General features: G+C 40.8%; 12 protein-coding genes and 3 pseudogenes. 10 read left to right on the top strand and 5 right to left on the bottom strand.

Features of this window, described 5'->3' with window-relative positions:
- The first annotated feature begins 30 nt into the window (after positions 1 to 30).
- Positions 31 to 2,994, top strand: coding sequence for a Tn3 family transposase (locus tag RTN07_RS09330; protein ID WP_312177672.1), 2,964 nt, complete (start codon positions 31 to 33; stop codon positions 2,992 to 2,994).
- Between the two features lie 59 nt (positions 2,995 to 3,053).
- Here the strand turns inward: RTN07_RS09330 and RTN07_RS09325 are convergent.
- Positions 3,054 to 3,273, bottom strand: a pseudogene (locus tag RTN07_RS09325) (IS3 family transposase); the annotation flags it as partial.
- A gap of 230 nt (positions 3,274 to 3,503) precedes the next feature.
- Here RTN07_RS09325 and RTN07_RS09320 point away from each other — a divergent pair.
- From RTN07_RS09320 to RTN07_RS09305, 4 genes are all read left to right on the top strand, one after another.
- Positions 3,504 to 4,145: a TetR/AcrR family transcriptional regulator gene (locus tag RTN07_RS09320; RefSeq protein WP_312177670.1), complete on the top strand. Its 642-nt coding sequence runs from the start codon at positions 3,504 to 3,506 to the stop codon at positions 4,143 to 4,145.
- A 181-nt stretch (positions 4,146 to 4,326) separates the two neighbouring features.
- Entirely contained in the window at positions 4,327 to 5,283 is a 957-nt protein-coding gene (locus tag RTN07_RS09315) for an HlyD family secretion protein (RefSeq protein WP_312177668.1), read from the top strand.
- 20 nt (positions 5,284 to 5,303) lie between these two features.
- Complete coding sequence (locus tag RTN07_RS09310) at positions 5,304 to 6,356, top strand: ABC transporter ATP-binding protein (protein WP_312177666.1); 1,053 nt, start codon at positions 5,304 to 5,306, stop codon at positions 6,354 to 6,356.
- Positions 6,356 to 7,537 (top strand): ABC transporter permease, encoded by a 1,182-nt coding sequence (locus tag RTN07_RS09305; protein ID WP_076775726.1) that lies wholly within the window; start codon positions 6,356 to 6,358, stop codon positions 7,535 to 7,537. Before RTN07_RS09310 ends, RTN07_RS09305 begins: the two co-directional genes overlap by 1 nt.
- 157 nt (positions 7,538 to 7,694) lie before the next feature.
- Here RTN07_RS09305 and RTN07_RS09300 read toward each other — a convergent pair.
- Positions 7,695 to 8,935, bottom strand: a pseudogene (locus RTN07_RS09300) (IS3 family transposase).
- 99 nt (positions 8,936 to 9,034) lie between these two features.
- On the opposite strand from RTN07_RS09300, the gene RTN07_RS09295 reads away from it, so the two are divergent.
- Positions 9,035 to 10,264: a TerD family protein gene (locus RTN07_RS09295; protein ID WP_007117301.1), complete on the top strand. Its 1,230-nt coding sequence runs from the start codon at positions 9,035 to 9,037 to the stop codon at positions 10,262 to 10,264.
- Positions 10,265 to 10,397: 133 nt separating this feature from the next.
- On the opposite strand, the pseudogene RTN07_RS09290 reads toward RTN07_RS09295, so the two are convergent.
- The 3 genes and pseudogenes from RTN07_RS09290 to RTN07_RS09280 form a co-directional block, all read right to left on the bottom strand.
- Positions 10,398 to 10,520, bottom strand: a pseudogene (locus tag RTN07_RS09290) (prolipoprotein diacylglyceryl transferase family protein); the annotation flags it as partial.
- A gap of 183 nt (positions 10,521 to 10,703) precedes the next feature.
- Positions 10,704 to 12,176 carry an ATP-binding protein gene (locus RTN07_RS09285; protein WP_312177664.1) on the bottom strand — a complete coding sequence of 491 codons (1,473 nt, stop codon included), beginning with the start codon at positions 12,174 to 12,176 and terminating at the stop codon, positions 10,704 to 10,706.
- 1 nt (position 12,177) lies between these two features.
- Positions 12,178 to 12,912 carry a heavy metal response regulator transcription factor gene (locus RTN07_RS09280; protein ID WP_312177663.1) on the bottom strand — a complete coding sequence of 245 codons (735 nt, stop codon included), beginning with the start codon at positions 12,910 to 12,912 and terminating at the stop codon, positions 12,178 to 12,180.
- A 501-nt stretch (positions 12,913 to 13,413) separates the two neighbouring features.
- On the opposite strand from RTN07_RS09280, the gene RTN07_RS09275 reads away from it, so the two are divergent.
- The 4 genes from RTN07_RS09275 to RTN07_RS09260 all read left to right on the top strand — a co-directional run bounded on the left by RTN07_RS09275 (position 13,414) and on the right by RTN07_RS09260 (position 16,943).
- Positions 13,414 to 13,686 carry a hypothetical protein gene (locus RTN07_RS09275; protein WP_065253219.1) on the top strand — a complete coding sequence of 91 codons (273 nt, stop codon included), beginning with the start codon at positions 13,414 to 13,416 and terminating at the stop codon, positions 13,684 to 13,686.
- A gap of 61 nt (positions 13,687 to 13,747) precedes the next feature.
- Positions 13,748 to 14,338, top strand: a complete 591-nt coding sequence (locus RTN07_RS09270; RefSeq protein ID WP_312177659.1) for a c-type cytochrome — start codon at positions 13,748 to 13,750, stop codon at positions 14,336 to 14,338.
- 165 nt (positions 14,339 to 14,503) lie between these two features.
- Positions 14,504 to 15,142 carry a DUF411 domain-containing protein gene (locus RTN07_RS09265; protein WP_312177656.1) on the top strand — a complete coding sequence of 213 codons (639 nt, stop codon included), beginning with the start codon at positions 14,504 to 14,506 and terminating at the stop codon, positions 15,140 to 15,142.
- A 94-nt stretch (positions 15,143 to 15,236) separates the two neighbouring features.
- Positions 15,237 to 16,943 (top strand): copper resistance system multicopper oxidase, encoded by a 1,707-nt coding sequence (locus RTN07_RS09260; RefSeq protein ID WP_312177653.1) that lies wholly within the window; start codon positions 15,237 to 15,239, stop codon positions 16,941 to 16,943.
- Positions 16,944 to 17,245 lie beyond the last annotated feature (302 nt).

Raw genomic sequence — 17,245 nt, 5'->3', positions numbered from 1 at the left:
AAAACTTACCCAGATAAGAGGAAATAAAGCGTGACCAGCATTCATGAAACAGCTTATCCACGCTTTAAACAAGAATTGACCTCACGTGACCTACATGACATTTACACGCCAACAGCCGAAGAACTCAAATTTGTAAAAGGAATTACTCGTAGGGCACCAGCAAAGTTATATTTAATCATCTTACTCAAGACTGTACAGCGACTTGGATACTTTCCAATGCTCGCTGAAATACCGCCTGTCATCATAGCCTTTCTGAACAAAAAATTAGATTTACGAATAATCCCTATGCGTGATCTACTAGCCGAAGAAAAGTCCGATTTTCGTCAACGTTCCATCGAGGCAATTCGATCTTACTTAAACATTAAACCAATTTCCTCTGAAACATCAGCCGCCACAGAGCAAGCTGCGACTTTAGCGGCGCAAACCAAACAAGAATTGGCAGATATCATCAATGTTATTATTGAAGAGCTCATTCGACAACGTTTTGAACTTCCAGCCTTTAGTACACTAAATCGAAGCGCCCAGCGTATTCGTAATCAAGTCAATGAGCGCTATTTCCGAAGTTTGACGGATGCACTTTCTCCACAAATAATCGACCAGTTTGATACGATGCTCATCGTTGCACCAGACCAAACATTCAGCGGTTGGCAACAATTAAAACAAGAACCAAAGAAGCCTACGAATAGTGAGGTTCGACAATATCTAGACCATGTTGCTTGGTTGAAAACTTATTCAGTTGACCTCCCCGAAGTGACTCATATTCCTGTGGTTAAACGTAACCAATATATGCATGAAGCACGGGCACTGGAAGCTGGTGATTTAAGGAATACTCAGAAAAATAAACGTTATGCGCTGATGGTGATTTTATTTCATACACAGTTGAGTCGAGTGCTTGATGATGCGGTTGAGATGTTTGTGCGTAAGTTACGAAAACTGCATTCTGGTGCTGAAGAAAAACTCCAGCAATATTATTTAGAACATCAAAAACGGGCAGAAAAACTGGTCTCACAATTACGGGATGTATTAGAAGCTTTTCAAGAAGGTGAATCGGATCAAGAACGCGGTCAACGTGTTGCAGCGGCCATGCATAGTGAGCCAGCACTCCTCTTAGCTGAATGCGAAGAGCACATGGCATACGCTGGCAATAACTACCTACCATTTATGGTTGTACCCTATCAAAATCAGCGGCCATTTCTACTCAACTGTTTGAGTTTACTTGACCTGAAGTCAACGTCTGCGGATTTATCGTTAATTAATGCGATTCATTTTGTCCTTGCTCATCGACAAAGTCACAAACTATGGCTGCCACTTACAGGAACTGATATTAGTCTCAAATGGATTCCAGAGAAATGGCGAAGATTAGTGACAGGCCAACGATCTGGTGCGGTCGTAGAAGTAAACCGTAAGTATTTTGAGCTCTGTGTGCTAACCGAAACAATGCGGGAATTGCAATCTGGTGATCTTTATGTGTCAAATAGTGATCAATATAGCGATTACAGAGATCAATTAGTAGACTGGGAAACGTATCAAACTCAAGTCGCTGAATATGGTGAAATGCTAAATATTTCAACCGAACCAAAAGAATTTGTTGAGGGATTGAAAGTTTGGCTGTCTGATACTGCATCGCGCGTTGATCAAGGTTTTCCAAAAAATGAGCATGTTGACCTAAATGGTACCGAACTTATTTTGCGGAAACAACATTCTGATACAAAGCCCGCTGCGCTTGATTATGTAGACAAACAGTTAGCTTCTCGATTACCTGAGAAAAATATCCTCGATATTTTAGTAGAAGCAGAAGGCTGGTTGGATCTTCATGAACAATTTGGCCCACTCTCTGGATTTGAAGCAAAAATAGATGATCCCCGTAAGCGCTTTGTCACAACATTGTTTTGTTATGGCTGTAATTTAGGCCCAACTCAAACCGCTCGTTCAGTTAAAGGAATTAGCCGAAAACAAGTTGCTTGGCTTAACCTGCATCATATGACTGAGGAGCGTCTGGAAAAAGCGATTGTTCAAGTCATCAATGCGTACAATAAATTCTTGTTACCCAAATACTGGGGCACAGGGAAAAGTGCTTCCGCTGATGGCACAAAGTGGAATATGTATGAACAAAACCTGCTGTCTGAGTATCATATTCGCTATGGCGGATACGGTGGTATAGGCTACTACCATGTCTCAGATATGTATATTGCGTTATTCAGCCACTTCATTCCATGCGGTGTTTACGAGGCGATTTACATTCTTGATGGTTTGATTAAGAATGAATCCGATATTCAGCCAGACACCTTGCATGGCGACACACACGCACAAAGCGCACCTGTATTTGGATTGGCTTATCTACTGGGTATAAACTTAATGCCACGGATTCGTAATCTTAAAAAATTAGTGTTCTTCAAACCTGATCGTAGCGTGCGATATGAACATATCAACGGATTGTTTAGCGAAGCGGTTAATTGGGAGCTCATAGAAACTCATTTGCCAGATATGCTCAGAATTGCTTTATCAATCAAAGCTGGAAAAATTACCCCTTCAACCATATTGCGTCGCCTTGGAACAGCAAGCCGCAAAAATAAATTATATTTTGCCTTCCGCGAACTGGGAAGAGTGGTGCGAACTGAATTTTTACTGAAATATATCGGTGATGTTGAGTTGCGCAAAACCATCAATGCTGCAACCAACAAAAGTGAAGAATTTAATCAGTTTATAAAATGGCTGTTTTTTGGTAATCAGGGTGTAATTGCCGAGAATGTACGCCATGAGCAACGCAAAGTTGTTAAATACAATCAGTTGGTTGCTAATTTAGCTATCTTACATAACGTTGAAGCAATGACGGGATCATTGAAAAAAATGCAGGAAGAGGGCGTTCCGATCAATGAAGAGATACTGGCAGGTTTAGCACCATATCGCACAGAGCACATTAATCGCTATGGTGATTACACGCTGAACTTAGATCAGAAAGTCCCACCAATGAATTATAAAATCCGCATTTTATAGGATAATATTCAATAGGTTATACTTGTTTTTGCGGAATTTTACGCGAATCCCAGCCGACCCTCGGCTTGGCTTTCGGTGGTAACAGTGATGGGATTTTGCTTAGCTAGGTGCTTTTGATGCCATGCGCGTAGGGTTTCGGGTGTGCAGCCCTTGCGCAGCATGCTGCTCAGGTGCTATGGCTTGGATGGCCGCCCACAGTGAGGGATAATCTTTTTGTGATTCGATGAGTAATTCGACAGCTCGTGTCTTAACTTCTGCCCTGTATTGTTTGCTTTTCATAAGGGTATTGTCTCAGAGTTTTAGGTCTCCGACAATCCCGGCACGGTTCAGTAGGCCCTGCACCCACGATCAACACATCCGTATATTCTAGTGAAACTGAATTAGATGCCATTATAATCTCGTCGAGAAAAATATTGAATAAATCAACAAAATAAATTACTGACTGGATAATTATTTAATGATATAATTTTGGCAAATACGTTGATAGAAGTCAAGATGGTAATTAAATAATGAAACAGCGAGCTACCACAGAGTTTGAAAAAACCCAGCGTCGTGAAAAATTATTAGATGCTGCGATCGAAATTTTTTTTCAAAAAGGATTTCATGCGACACGTTTAGAAGATATTGTTAAACAGGCGGGTTTGTCGAAAGGTATCTTATATCTGTATTTTGAGAATAAAGAAGCCATATTTTTAGCATTAATCGAACGATTAGCATTAGGTAATGTTCAAAAACTCACTCAACTTTTAAATAATTTTGATAAGACAGAGCAATCGATTGAAAAAATCTTTAAAGGTTTTTTTGATGAAATAACCTACATACTAGTCGATACCCAATTACCTAAATTAATTAAAATTATGATAGGTGATAGTCAAAATTTTCCTATCATTGTCGAACATTATAAGCAAAATGTCATAAATGTCGCCTTGTCTCAATTGGCATTATTTTTGGAAAAAGCCCATCAAAAGAAATTACTCAATGTACCTGAGCCAATGCTCACTGCGCAACTTATTATAGCACCCTTTATTTTAAGCGTATTAATGCAAGTATTGTTTTTCGGTGAAGATAGACAAGCAGATAGAGCAAGAATTCAAGCCTTATTGCAGGTCCACCAAAAGATATTAATGAATTATCTGACAGCGACTCAATAAAGCCGATGCCATTGATAAAAATTTAGCAAGCTAAATATAATGGTTTAGGGCATTTTATTATTTTTTAAGGCAAGTTTACTTTTCACGACTTGTGCATATCAGTACCTTTTAAAATCCTACGATGATTAAGGGGCTTAGTCTCTCAATGCAAAAATTCCTACCTAATGCAACGTTGATACTGATGGCTATCTCTTTAGTAGGCTGTGAACAAATCAGTCATTTTCTTAACACTAATAACAATTCGACAGCACATAGTACTGTTGGCTATATTGAAGGCGATTATCGCTATTTAGCGGCACCTCGTAGTGGGTGGTTAAAGTCTGTCACCGTCAATCTTGGTGATGCAATCCATCAAGGTCAATTGGTATTTAAATATCGTAGTGATAGCGAGCAGTTTGCTGTCAACCAAGCTGATGCCCAGCTGCAATCACAAATTGCTCAAAGTCAAAATCTCACTACCGGTGCCAGACCTGAAGAAATCGCCAGTCTACAAGCTCAGCTTAAATCTGCGCAAGCTCAATTATTGCTTGCTAAACAAACGCTTCAACGGTTTCAGATGCTCCAACGGTCAAGGGCAGTGGCACAAGTCCAAGTGGATGAAATGGTGGCTCAAGTTAAAACAGCACAAGCATCCGTTGATAGTATTCAAGCACAAATTCGGGCAGCTAATTTACCCGCTAGAAAGCAGACACTGACAGCATCGATTGCTACCAGTAAAGCTGCCAAAGCGGTGTTAGAAAAAGCCCAATATGATTTAAGTCAACTGAATGTAAATAGTGAGTTAGCGGGCGAAGTTAGCCAAGTTTATTATCATACGGGCGAATATGTAACTCAAGGTCAGCCGATTGTACAAATTTTGCCCCATGCCAATCGCAAAGTTATCTTTTATGTACCCCAAGATAAATTATCAACGCTTAGAGTTGGGCAGGTAGTGAATTTACAAGGTATAGGAAGTCAGCAATCCTTGTCAAACGCTAGCATTCGCTATATAAGTCCACAAGCGAGTTATACCCCTCCTGTTATCTATAGCAATGAAAACGCTGACAAACTCACTTTTCGAGTTGAGGGAGTGTTAAATACAGCCGATAATATGCCCAATTTGCAAGTAGGGCAGCCTGTACAAGTCATCCTCGAATAAAAATGAAGGATATAAATCTTATGGTACCCTCTACCTATTCAGCTTCTAATAGCAAGATAGAGCCTTTATCAATGATTAACCAAGCCCAAGGATTAGCGATTGATGTCAAAAATTTATGTAAAAAATTTGGCAATAAAGTGGCTGTCGACAATGTCTCAATTGCACAGCCTGCGGGATCAGTGTGGGGATTTTTAGGACCCAATGGCTCTGGTAAAACCACAACCATACGTATGCTATGTGGGTTATTAGAACCAACCTCAGGAGAAGGGAGCTGTCTAGGTTTTGACGTGGTCAAGCAATCTCGTGAAATCAAAAACTTAACAGGCTATATGACCCAGAAATTTAGTTTTTGGGAAGATTTAACGATTAAAGAGAATTTGGATTTTGTGGCAAGGTTGTATGAAATGCCTAATCGCAGAAAAATTGTAGAAAAAACCTTAATTGATCTAGGATTGGAAAAACGCCAGCATCAACTGGCAGGTAGTTTATCAGGTGGTTGGAAGCAGAGGCTGGCATTGGCAGCAGTAACCATGCATGAGCCCAAGCTGTTATTACTCGATGAGCCTACTGCAGGCGTTGATCCACAAGCTCGGCGTGACTTTTGGCAGCAAATCCATCGTTTAAGTGAACAAGGACTGACAGTATTGGTATCGACCCATTATATGGATGAGGCAGAACGCTGCGATCATATTGTCTATTTGGCTTACGGTAAGCTCATTACACAAGGTACCGTCAATGAGATTATCCAGCAGTCGGGTTTGATTGCATTTGAAACACAGAGTAACCCTACTCTCGAAATACAGCAAACTCAGTCTAAAGGTACGACAGAAAATACTATTCGAAGTTTGCTATCAGACATTCACGCACTGCCTAGTATCGAAGAAGCTAGTTTCTATGCCGATAAAATCAAAGTCAGTGGGCATGATAGGCAAGCCATGGAACAAGACTTTGTCATATTCAATCAAAACTTGCAATCTCGAGGGCAACCTATTATTTATTGGCAAACCATAACACCAACTCTCGAAGATGCGTTTATTGCCTTAGAGAAGCAAACAGGTGGGGATAATCGCTAATGACTTATTATTTGGGTAGTCCGAATAGACTGTCAATTAGTCGAATTCAGGCCATTTTAATCAAAGAGTTGATTCAAATGAAGCGTGACAGGCTCACCTTTGCGATGCTGTTAATGATACCGATTATGCAGCTTGTACTATTTGGATTCGTTATTAACAACCATCCTAAACATCTACCAACCGCTATATATTTACAAGAAAATACCGAGATCACCCGTAGTATTATAAGTAATATGGCTCAGTCAGATTATTTTGATATTGTAAATGATGTCAATACCTTAAACGCTTATCGGGGTGACACCCCTTTGCAAGACACTAGGAGTTTATTACAATCAGGAAGAGTAAATTTTGTTTTAACTATTCCCTCAGGATTTAGCAAAGCTTGGGTAAGAGGTGAAAAACCCAGTTTGTTGTTGGAAGCTGATGCGACTGACCCTGCTGCTGCCGCAATGGCGGTAGCTCAAATCAAGCCAATTGTCGATAGAACCCTAGCGGATATCCAAATAGGTTCGTTGGATTATTTGAAACCAAAACCTAGTTCTATTACTACACTTGTGCATAATAAGTATAACCCTGAAGGTATCAGTCAATTTAATATTGTACCAGGCCTGTTGGGAGTGATTTTGACCATGACTATGGTCATGATTACTAGCATCGCCATGACTCGTGAGGCTGAAAGAGGGACGATGGAAAATTTACTAGCAATGCCCAGTAAGCCGCTTGAAGTGATGATTGGTAAGATCACACCTTATGTACTCATGGGTCTAGTGCAAACGATGATTATTTTACTCGCAAGTAATATGTTATTTCATCTGCCATTCGTTGGTTCTGGCTCCACATTTGGGTTAGGCGTAGGGTTATTCATATTGGCAAATTTAGCAATAGGGTTTACCTTCAGCACAATTGCAAAATCTCAAATGCAAGCAATGCAGCTCACATTCTTCTTTTTTTTACCTTCGATGTTGTTGTCTGGTTTTATGTTCCCATTTCAGGGGATGCCTAAATGGGCACAATATTTAGGTGAAATCCTACCCTTAACGCATTTTTTACGTATTGTTCGAGGGATTATGCTAAAAGGCACATCATTAAGTTTATTATCCAATGAGTTTTTAGCCTTACTTGCCATACTAATTATTGTAGGTATTATTGCAATGCTACGTTATCGACAGACTTTAGATTGACCTCTGCTGTCAAGAACGGAGAAAAATACTTGGTAGATTATGTCAGGCAGCCTGACGGTAAAAGTCTTGGAAACCCCCGCAGGCGACTTGAATCCTAACCCTTTTCGTATCCGTTGACGGTTATAAAAAATCTCAATATTGAATAGCCACCAAAATTCTAGACACATGCAACCATCTTTTGATAGCTCTTTTCATACTCTAACGGAGAACGCTGACCAATGGAGCCATGTCTGCGTTTAGAATTATAAAACATCTCAATATACTCAAAAATATCTGATCTAGCTTCATCTCTTGAAAGATATATTTTCTTTTTGATTCTCTCACGCTTTAGCAACTGAAAGAAGCTTTCAGCAACCGCATTATCATGGCAGTTGCCTCGTCTGCTCATACTGCTTTCAAGATTATGATGCTTAAGAAACGTCTGCCATTCATGACTAGTGTATTGACTGCCTTGGTCAGAATGGACCAGTACTTTATTCTTCGGATGTCTTCTAAGCAAAGCCATCAATAATGCATCTAGTACAAGGTCTGTGGTAATCCTTGACTTCATTGACCAGCCAACGACAAGGCGCGAAAACAGGTCAATTACCACTGCTAAATATAGCCATCCTTCATGTGTACGGATATAAGTAATATCTGTGACCTGAGAAACACTGTTTCGCAAGGATTTGGCTCAATTGGATTAAACTGTCGGGCTAACGTGTTCGCGGCAACAACAGATGGTACACCTGCATGGGAGCGAGGTTTACGATAGCCACGCTGTGATTTAAGACCATTTGCTTTCATCAAACGATGTACTCGATTGATACCACAAGCTTCACCGACATCTTTTAAATCACAGTGAATCTTGCGATAGCCATAGACACCACCCGATTCTAGCCAAAACTGTTTGATTAATCCTGATAGCTTTTGATTTTCTCTAGCGGTTTTGCTAATGGGCTTTTTTAACCAAGCATAATACCCACTGTGATGAACATCTAAAGTAGAACATAGGCGACGAATAGACCATATGTGCTGGTTGTCCCGAATAAAGGCGTACTTCATTTGGACTGACTTGCGAAGTACACCGCGGCCCACTCGAGCATAGCTCTCGCCTTGCGTCGGGGCGAAGCAGCGCTTCGCTTATCCTTCCTTATTTAATATGTCTCGTTCCAGCTTAAGCTGTGCGACTTCTTTTTTAAGTCGCTGGATTTCTTGTTGTTCGGGTGTGATAGCTCTACCTGTGATGAGTGGTTTGCCTGATTGTTCTGCAAGGTATCGTTGTAGCCATTTTTCTAAGGTTGATTTGCCAACATTGTATTGTCCTGCAACATCGGGCACTTTTTGCCCTTGTTCTTCAATTAATTTAATGAGTTCAAGTTTAAATTCTGCTGAGTATTGATTTCTAACTTTTGTCATGAGATTATTCCTCTACTGAAGGTATTATAATCTCTTATTAGCTGTCTTGGTTTACTATGCCACTACAAAATACAACAATTAAAAAAACAAGGACTAATTATGCAGCTGATTCGCGGTCAAAAATTAAAGGTCAATGATATATTGCCGAATGCCTCATCATTTTCTTTACAAGTAGATATAACAAGTTCGCTTGTGATTGATGTCTCAATATTTGGTCTAGATCATGCAAATCGATTAAGCGATGAAGCTTATATGATTTTCTACAATCAGCCCATTAGTCCTTGTAACTCTATCAAATTGACAAAAAACAGTGACAAACACTCAGTGTTTGAGGTTAATTTATCTGCCTTAGACACTAAGATTGAGCATCTGATGGTGACATTAGCGATCGACGGACCTGGTATGATGTCGCAAATTGGCAATAGCCAGATAAGCATCTTAAACTTACAGGGGCAGGTAGTAGCCAGTTTTGCATTTGATGGCAATATGTTTGAACAGCAGCGCGCTATTATGCTATTGGAATGCTATAAAAAGGACGGTATTTGGCGCTTCAATGCAGTTGGTCAAGGATTTAATGGTGGCTTACCAAGTCTGATTGAGTATTATGGCGGTGAAGTTGCAGAATCGAGCCAAGCGCCTGCATTAGATGCTTCTAAAGCTCAGACACAGAATGTCGCAACACCAACCAAAGTTTCGTTAACAAAGGTTACACTTGATAAGCCTAATATCCCACATAGAGTGAATCTAACAAAGCAGCAGTCATCATTTATTGTCGAAGCAATTTGGGTGGATAATGGTGATAGCTGTAGTGATAACGATGACTTAGATTTAAGGGTAGGCATTTTGATTGAAGGTGAGAAAAAAATGCATTATATACATGCACCAAAGCAAATGGGCGCTTTGGAAAAATTTCCTTTTATCAGACACTTGGGTGATGTTACTGGCGCTAGCACTAGCGAGCCTGGTGTTGAAAGAGTCGAAATTAATAGTGACATTGCAAAATTAATAGGTGGTCGGGTTGGAATCGTATTCTCTGTATACTCTGCCATTAGCAATGGTGCGGTATCAATTGCTTCGCTACAGCCGAAAATGCGTATGCAGTATGGCGACCAAATTGTAGAGTGTGTCTTTAATCCTAGTGTCTCTGCCAAAGCTAAGAGTAGCTATGTTTACACGTATGTCATTGGTACTGCAGTGATCGATCAACAAGGCATTGTCATTGAGCATTCGGGACAAACTTCAAAGTTGCATAGTGAAGATACACCACGACTCCATTGGCAGCAAGGAAAGCTATCTACTACCATTGATGGTGAGCCAATGTTTAAGTGACCAATTTTTGGATTAAACAATGTACTAGAAATCAACATTGAATTCTTTAGCGTGCTATTTTCTCCGAATTCTGTGCTGACCCCTACCTGACCTGACTCTAGCAAACCTGTCTCCGACAATCTCGGGACGGTTCACTGCGATACCAAGCCAAACCGTAAGCGGCAGCAAAGGCTAGCAAATACATTAGCCCATACCAGTGCACTTCCAATGGACCGAAGGAAAGCGCTACGGGATCATACTGAGGATGAATCATCATAAAGGCATCATAATTATTGGTAATAAAATGTATGAAATAGGCTTATATAAGAAATTTTTTGTCCAACAATTGAAAAGTACAACTATCGCAAGTCAGAATCTCATCTTATGTATAGAGAGGCCTTCCAAGTAAACTCGCCTTCGATCTAATCTGAGCGGTTCATAGACAGTATGAAGGTATTTACTACCTGGCAATCAACAACTTTACAGCAACCTCAAAAAGACACTCATCTTTGATAGTAATACTAACTTTGCCATTATGAGCATTGGCGATAGCTTGCACAATAGATAAGCCTAAGCCTGTTCCTGAATGCATCGTATTCGTTTTATCATGACGATAGAATCGCTCAAACAGTTTATCGGCTTCAATCTGATTTAATGGTTTGTCTAGACGGTTGGTCATAGTTATTCTTAACCAGAGCTGCTCTGGGGATTGAATATCGTCTTTTGGCGCATTAAGCGAGGTGCTTGAAGTGAGGACAGTAGCGGATATCATAATAGTGCTATTACTAGCCGCATAATAAATCGCATTTGACATCAGGTTGGCAAACAGCCGTTGCAATAAGCCTTTATCACCTAGTACTGTTTTAAAATCACCCGATTTTTCAAAGATTATCTCACGATCCTCAGCAATCATCTCATAATAATCTATAAGCTTTGTGATCAAGCTCTCTATATCGACATGACTGATTTGCGAATCACTCAGCTCTTTTTGAGTTTTTGCCAGTAATAACATATCGTTAATCATGGCGGATAACTGCTTTAACGTATCATGCTGATGATGCAATTGCTCAATGTATTCGTCGCTTTCTCTTGGCTTAGTTAACATGACTTGCGTTTGCGTACTCAGCGTCGCTATTGGCGTACGTAGCTCATGGGCGATATTGTCTGAAAACCGTGATAATGATTCAAAGTTACTTTCAAGCTTGACCATCATAGAATTATAAGACTCCGTTAGTGGACGTAATTCTAACGGCATATCGCCAACCACAATTCTTTCATCTAACCTTTGAAGATTAATGCCTTTCATCTTTTGTACGATAGTAGCTAGGGGAGCAAAACCCCAGTGTACACTTAGTGCTGCTACTGAAACCAATAATAAGGTAATGGCGATAAGTATCAAGCTCAGCTGGCGATTAAACTGGATAAGATATTGATGATGCACATCGATAGGTAGAGCAATAAATGCCAAAACCTCTTGATGTGTGACGATAATGGCTCGGTAATGCCTATTATTTATCTTGATCATAAACTGCTGATCGCGATAGTCCTGCAATAGTTGTAACAAGCTAAAATCTGCCGGTAGATCATTGATGAAATTACTGGGATTGCTGGACAATAAATTGCCGTTTTTGTCTGATATTAACGTTTTTAAATCATAGTCTAACCAAGAAGAATGTGGATGATTGGCATCAATTAGCGCTTGCGACTTTGACACTGTAAAAGGTTCTATGTGATCGTTAAAATTCACCATGCGTTTACGCAGGTTAAAAGCTGCATGGGTAATAATCTCTGAGTCCATTTGCTCAAAGTGCTCGTTAACAGAGCGCTGAACCCATATATAAATAACAACTTGAGAGATAACAACAAATATTGTCAGTAAAAAAACAGTACGCCATAACAAAGGCCAGCGTCGATTCTTAAATTTATCTCTCATTTTATTTTAGATCATCTTTGTTGGTGTCATCGTCGCCCATGCTACTGTCTGCTCCGACATTCAGTGGCTCTAACTTGTAGCCCATTCCGCGTACCGTATGAATCAGCTTTATATCAAATCCATCATCAATTTTTATCCGCAAGCGCCTTATAGCCACGTCAATGACATTCGTATCACTCTCAAAGTTTATATCCCATACTTGCGAGGCGATCACAGTGCGCGGCAGTACCTCACCTTGACGTTCTAAGAAAAATTGTAATAAAGCAAATTCTTTAGCAGTCAATTTTATGTTGGTATCGCCTCTATATACAGTGCGTTTAGCAATATCCATTTTTAGGTCAGCCATATGTATGACAGAGCTTTTATAGTCTGATTGATTGGCACGCCGCAATAGGCTTTTTATTCGGACAATTAGCTCGGCAAAAGCAAAAGGTTTGGTCAGATAATCATCGCCACCAATTTCAATGCCCTTAATCCGATCGCTTAAATCATCTTTAGCGGTTAAAAATAAAACAGGCGTATGCTTTCCAGCAGCACGGTAGCGCTGTATCAGCTCAAAGCCGCTGACGTCAGGCAGCATCACATCCATCACCACCACACTAAAATCTTCAGTCATTAACGCATGATAGCCATCTAAACCTGTCATGTGATGATCCACGATGAAACCGGCCTCAGTTAAGCCTTTCTTAATATATTCTCCAAGGTTTTTCTCATCTTCTACTAACAGTACTTTCATCGTTGCTTACCTTTATATCATTATAGTTGTCAACAGCGTATCACTAACATTGTTAGCTTATCAGCCATATATTTATCAGGAACCCTTGTTATAACAGTGTTCTTTGGATAGAGGCAGATGCTGGTATTTGGTTTTAATGACAAGAAGATGACAATATTATGCTGTTCCTAACGAACATGTAATATCCGTGTCATCTAGCTGTCAGCCACCATTTAGTATTCTAAATCAACACCGCATAGAGGTTTGTCTCTGATACAGACCATCTCTACGAGCAACATTTGCAGTCTGAAAAGTATTTTTTGAAAAAATATGGTAGCGATCGTGATACAAATGCTGAAGCCATATTAAATGAATATATCGCGCATTAAAATCTAAAGCGGTAAGAATGACAGCATTGTAATCTTAACGTCATCTACCAGTCAGAATGATTAATGTATCATTTAGGCTAGTTTAACAGCTATTGAACTCAATAGTCTTTAATCCAAACAATAGGAGTTAATCATGTCACAATTTAAATTACTGTCTAAATCAATCGCAATGACGGCCATCGCTCTTGTCGTATCGACCTCAGCTATGGCGCATGATCCTAAAATGCATGATGAAAAAGATCAAATGAACTGTGAAAAGATGAAAAAGCATATGGATATGATGGGAAAAATGGATCATAGCAAGATGGACATGAGCGATCCTGCTATGAAAGCAATGATGGCTAACATGGGTAAAATGAAGCAAATGTACCAAAAACACTGCGTTACTAACGACAGTAAATCTTAAAAATTTTAGCTCTGTTAAATAGCAGTCAACACTTAACGGAAATAAATTTATAGGAAAACATATGAAATTTTTATTGGGTGCGCTCTTTACTGTATTTGTGGCAATCGTTAGCGTGTTTGCGATTGTTACCAGTGGCGTTGTCAATGTGGGAGCTGACCAAGAGCATAGCCCAATGATGTTTAGCTTTTTGGAAACCGCTCGCAATCGTTCCATAGCAAATGCCAGTAAAGATATTGTGGTACCAGATTTAGAGAAGGTCGATATCAGCTCTGGGGGCGCGGACTATAAGGATATGTGTGCAGGCTGTCACTTATCTCCGGGAGTGGACAAAACTGACTTTAGCGAAAACTTATATCCAAAGCCACCTAACTTCACTAAGGCTGAGATCGTCAAACGTTATCAAACAGAAGACGGTGCAAAGCAAAGCTTTTGGGCAATCAAACACGGAATTATGGCTTCGGGAATGCCTGCATGGGGCGCCTCTCATGATGACGCTAGAATGTGGGCAATGGTTGCTTTTATCAGATCGTTACCTAAATTAGATGAAGCTCAGTACACGATGCTAACCACTAGGATAGATGACGATATGATGGACATGTCATTTGATGGTGATATGAATATGTCGGATGATGGATCTGGAATGCAGCATTAATACTTTCTAGATATAAAAGCCTCCTAACTCACGGTTGTCGCTATCACCAATGTAGTACTAAACAGTGCTACATTTAATGTTTTTAGTTAAGTACATAAGAATTCAAATATAGGGTGTAAGTTTTTAGAATAGCGAGCATAACAATAGACGTTTAGGATTAATTTAATGAGACATTACACACATGTGTTTTCTAATGGACATAACTGGTTATCCGGTCGTGTCCTTTTATTGGTGGTGACATCGTCACTCTCGTTAACGCTAGCCGCTTGCAGCCAATCTAATATCAGTGGCTCTGATTCTCAACCAGTAAAGGTTGAACAGTCTGCTGCCCAGAATGCACAAGTACAGAATGAAAGTTCTGCTCCTGCAAATGCTCCCGTTAACAGCTTGTCATCATTACTCAAAAACGTCTCAGCCACGGTTTATAAAGATGCCAACTGCGGCTGCTGCAAAGAGTGGGTAGGCTATGCAGAAGGTAATGGATTAAACGCAACCACGCACGATGTTGCAGATCTATCCTTATTTAAGGAGCGTTATGGCGTACCACAGCAAATGCGTTCTTGTCATACCACCGTTACCACCGACGGTTTTGTCTTTGAAGGGCATGTCCCTGCTAAACACATGGCTGAATTCTTAGCAAATCCTCCTGCACAAGCTATTGGACTTGCTGTACCGAATATGCCGGTTGGTAGCCCAGGTATGGAGTATGAAGGTAAATTCATGCCTTATAAGGTAATGCAGCTTAATAAAGACGGCACCACAGAAGTCTATGCCGCTATTGAGTCTCCTCAGCAGCAGCTGTAGTGTTGGCTTAGATGTGAATAGATTCTGTTAAATATCGAAAATATTATAACTATAAGCTTAACCACCATCTCTCAAATTAAATTAGGTCATCATTATGAATAAACAGAACATACTGAACCGCCGACGTTTTTTAACCGGATCCTCTGCTGTCCTTGGTGCCTCCTTGATGCCGACTATTGCTAGTAGCGCATTGGGACAATCGAGTCGCTCAGGCAGTCAGGGCGCTACGATTAATAGTGATCAAAACGTTCATAAAGTACCTGTATTGACCGGCAAAGAGTTTGATTTATACGTCAGTAAACAGTCCGTTATTGTGAACGGCAAAAAGAGCATGGCGACGCTCATCAATGATTCACTACCAGCACCGACGCTAAAAATGCGTGAAGGCGATACGGTGGTGATACGTGTTCATAACCAGATGGATGAATCAACCTCTATTCATTGGCACGGACTACTAGTACCGTTTGAGATGGACGGGGTGCCGGGCATTAGCTTTGATGGTATTCCTGCGCACAGCACCTTTACTTATAAATTCAAATTAAAACAATCAGGCACTTATTGGTATCACTCACACAGTGGGTTCCAAGAACAAACCGGTATGCTGGGTGCCATTGTGATTGAACCTAAAGGGCGTGAGCGTCATCCTATCGACGAAGACCATGTGATCGTGCTTAGCGATTGGACAAGCCGCAACCCGCATAATCTCTTGAAGCTGCTCAAACAGCGCGCCGACTTTGACAACTACCATCTACCAGACTTCAAAAAATTGCTTGCTGATATTGCCGAAACGGATCTGAAAACCGCGTTTGATAAGCGCAAAATGTGGAATCAGATGCGCATGATGCCCACTGATTTTACGGACTTGTCGGGTGAAAAAACCTTTACCTACCTTATCAATGGCAAAACGACCGCAGCTAATTGGGCGCAAATCGTCAAAGCAGGACAGCGCGTTAAATTACGCTTTATCAATGCCTCAGCACAAACTATCTTTGATGTGCGCATACCCGGTCTCAAAATGACTGTGGTGGCAACCGATGGCATTGATGTCGCCCCAGTTGCGATTGATGACTTTCGCATAGGCGTGGCTGAAACCTATGATGTCATTGTCACCCCGACCAAAGATGCGCATACCATATTTGCCCAAAACATAGACCGTTCGGGCTATGTCGCAGCAACGCTTGCCACCAAAGAAGGTGCTCGTGCGGCAACGCCTGCTATGGACAAAATTGAATGGCTCACCATGTCAGATATGATGGGTGCTATGGGTGCTAATGGTTATAAAGCTAAGCACGCTAAAACAGAATATGACTTTAAGTCTGATATGCGTGTGGACAGTCCACGTATGAACCTTGACGATCCAGGTATCAACCTGCGCAATATTAATAGAGAGGTATTGAATTATAGTCAGCTACGCTCTGTCGATGAGGCAATATTTGCGGAGCAGCGCAAGCCTACCCGAGAGATCGAGCTACATTTAACCGGTAACATGGAGCGCTATATTTGGGCGTTTGATGGGGTTAAGTTCAGTGAGGCCACGCCGGTCAATATTAAGCCGAATGAGCGCGTCCGTATCACCTTAGTCAATGACACAATGATGAATCATCCGATGCATTTACATGGGATGTGGAGCGATTTGCGCATGCCTAACGGCGAGTTTCAGGTGCGCAAGCATACTATTATGGTGCAACCGGCACAAAAAATTAGCTTTGATGTCACAGGAGAAGCTGGTCGATGGGCATGGCATTGTCATCTGCTCTATCACATGGAAGCCGGTATGTTTAGAGAAGTGGCGGTCGTTTAAGCAAATCTTTGATGGTTAAGTGAGAGATGAGATGAAAATACATAAAGTAGGTTTACGGTTCGCCGGGGTATCATCATTGGTATTACTAGCATCATCATTTGCTAATGCTGCTGACCCGTCCACGGTTAAAAAAGACATAACTATGTCAGGCATGGACCACAGCAAAATGGACATGTCGGATATGGATCATAGCAAAATGGATATGTCAGGCATGGACCATGGCTGTATGGATATGTCAGGCATGGACCATAGCAAAATGGATATGTCAGGCATGGACCATGGCTGTATGGATATGTCAGGCA

Source organism: Moraxella sp. CTOTU46934, assembly GCF_031979465.1.
Taxonomy (GTDB): Bacteria; Pseudomonadota; Gammaproteobacteria; order Pseudomonadales; family Moraxellaceae; genus Faucicola; species Faucicola tetraodonis.
The sequence above is the reverse complement of the archived record's forward strand: the minus strand, read 5'-3'. Positions and strand labels throughout refer to the sequence as shown.

Coding starts and splice junctions, on each gene's coding strand:
- RTN07_RS09320 (WP_312177670.1), top strand. CDS start 3,504: ATGAAACAGCGAGCTACCACAGAGTTTGAAAAAACCCAGCGTCGTGAA.
- RTN07_RS09315 (WP_312177668.1), top strand. CDS start 4,327: ATGGCTATCTCTTTAGTAGGCTGTGAACAAATCAGTCATTTTCTTAAC.
- RTN07_RS09310 (WP_312177666.1), top strand. CDS start 5,304: ATGGTACCCTCTACCTATTCAGCTTCTAATAGCAAGATAGAGCCTTTA.
- RTN07_RS09305 (WP_076775726.1), top strand. CDS start 6,356: ATGACTTATTATTTGGGTAGTCCGAATAGACTGTCAATTAGTCGAATT.
- RTN07_RS09295 (WP_007117301.1), top strand. CDS start 9,035: ATGCAGCTGATTCGCGGTCAAAAATTAAAGGTCAATGATATATTGCCG.
- RTN07_RS09285 (WP_312177664.1), bottom strand. CDS start 12,176: ATGAGAGATAAATTTAAGAATCGACGCTGGCCTTTGTTATGGCGTACT.
- RTN07_RS09280 (WP_312177663.1), bottom strand. CDS start 12,912: ATGAAAGTACTGTTAGTAGAAGATGAGAAAAACCTTGGAGAATATATT.
- RTN07_RS09275 (WP_065253219.1), top strand. CDS start 13,414: ATGTCACAATTTAAATTACTGTCTAAATCAATCGCAATGACGGCCATC.
- RTN07_RS09270 (WP_312177659.1), top strand. CDS start 13,748: ATGAAATTTTTATTGGGTGCGCTCTTTACTGTATTTGTGGCAATCGTT.
- RTN07_RS09265 (WP_312177656.1), top strand. CDS start 14,504: ATGAGACATTACACACATGTGTTTTCTAATGGACATAACTGGTTATCC.
- RTN07_RS09260 (WP_312177653.1), top strand. CDS start 15,237: ATGAATAAACAGAACATACTGAACCGCCGACGTTTTTTAACCGGATCC.